This window comes from Chromohalobacter sp. HP20-39, assembly GCF_033052815.1.
GTDB lineage: Bacteria > Pseudomonadota > Gammaproteobacteria > Pseudomonadales > Halomonadaceae > Chromohalobacter.
In genome coordinates this window covers 1-1,451 of sequence record NZ_JAWHTP010000020.1, presented here as the reverse complement: position 1 = coordinate 1,451, position 1,451 = coordinate 1, and the positions used below count along the sequence as shown (strand labels likewise).

Here is a 1,451-nt window from a genome sequence, read left to right as displayed (position 1 = left end):
CGCCGTCCAAGAACTTGCCGGTCTTGCGGTAGTGCTCGGCCGAGGCCTTTTCGGTGTACACATCGTGCAGGCCGCGAGAGGCGGATTTTTCGTCCAACACCGCATATGAGCCCAGGTGGACGAAGTTTGTGCGGAAGTCTGTGGGGCGGCTGATGCCGCCCTGGCTGTCCACATAGGGCGAAAAGTCGCCGGCCGTGACGGCCAGTGGCAGGACGAGGGCGCTGGCGAGCAGAGCGCCGGTGAGTGCGATTTTCGTTGTGTTCTCCTTATATGCCTATGGAGATCAGACGGCGACCACGGGGAAATCCACCGTGGTGTCGGCGATGTGGTTGGTGTAGTTGGTGAGCGTGTTCAGCGCGATGTTGGCGATCACTTCCAGTATCAGGCCGTCGTCGAGCCCCGCGCGGCGGTAGTTGGCCATGGCGTCGGCCGACACCACGCCGCGTTGCTCGACCAGCGCGCGGGCAAAGCCGGCAATTGCATCGTCAAGTGCGTTGGCCGCCTGGCCGGTGCGGGCCGCGGCGATGGCCTCTGCCGACAGTCCGGCACCTTTGCCGATCAGGGTGTGTGCGCTCAGGCAGTACTGGCAGCGATTGGCTTGACCGGCAGCCAGCGCAACGATCTCGCGCTGGGTGGCACTCAGGCGGCCGGTGCCCAGCGTTTCGGACAGGCCGAGGTAGCCGTTGAGCGCTGCCGGCGCGTGGGCCAGCGTGGCGAGCAGGTTCGGCACCATGCCGAGCTTGGCTTTGACGGCCTTGAGTGTGGCAGCGGTAGCGGCGTCAGCGGTGTCGATGGTCAGGGGGGCGATTTGGGTCATGTCTATCTCCGTAGTGGGTGAGGTGCAAGAGCAAGTGGGCATGATCGCCCTTTGTTTGGTACGATATGGCACGTAAAGTATCAAATACGTAACCTATCGTCTTATATGGAGAGTGGAATGGCGGATCGACTGGCCGGCTTGCTCCGGCACTACTCGCTTTCGGCGCGCGTTTTTCACAGCGGCGCCTTCTGTGAGCAGCATCATTACGCGGCGCCGCATGGCTATATCCATCTGGTGCGGCGCGGCCCGATTACGGCGCGTTCGCCCGTGCATGAAGATCTGCTGGTTACCGAGCCGAGCCTGCTGTTTTATCCGCGCGTGGCGTCGCATCGTTTTGTCGCCGCCCCCGGCGATACCGCTGAGCTGTTGTGTGCGGAGGTCGATCTGGGCGCTTCGACGGGCAATCCGTTGGCCATGGCCTTGCCGTCGATGCTGCTGATTCCGCTGGCGGACTTGCCCGGCCTCGGGCCGACGCTAGAGCTGCTGTTTGCCGAAGCCGAGCGCGACCAGTGCGGTCGGCAGGCCGCCATCGACCGCTTGTGCGAGTTGCTACTGATCCAGTTGCTGCGTTATCTGATGGATGGGCGGCTTGGCGCCACCGGACTGCTGGCGGGACTGGCCGACCCGAAACTCG

At 63.7% G+C, this 1,451-nt stretch carries 2 protein-coding genes; one reads left to right on the top strand and one right to left on the bottom strand.

Features of this window, described 5'->3' with window-relative positions; genetic code table 11:
* Positions 1-283: 283 nt before the first annotated feature.
* Positions 284-817, bottom strand: a complete 534-nt coding sequence (locus tag RVY79_RS16565; protein ID WP_024542568.1) for a carboxymuconolactone decarboxylase family protein — start codon at positions 815-817, stop codon at positions 284-286.
* A 117-nt stretch (positions 818-934) separates the two neighbouring features.
* Here RVY79_RS16565 and RVY79_RS16560 point away from each other — a divergent pair.
* Positions 935-1,451, top strand: a 517-nt coding sequence (locus RVY79_RS16560; protein ID WP_317465575.1) for a cupin domain-containing protein, incomplete at its 3' end; no start/stop codon positions are given.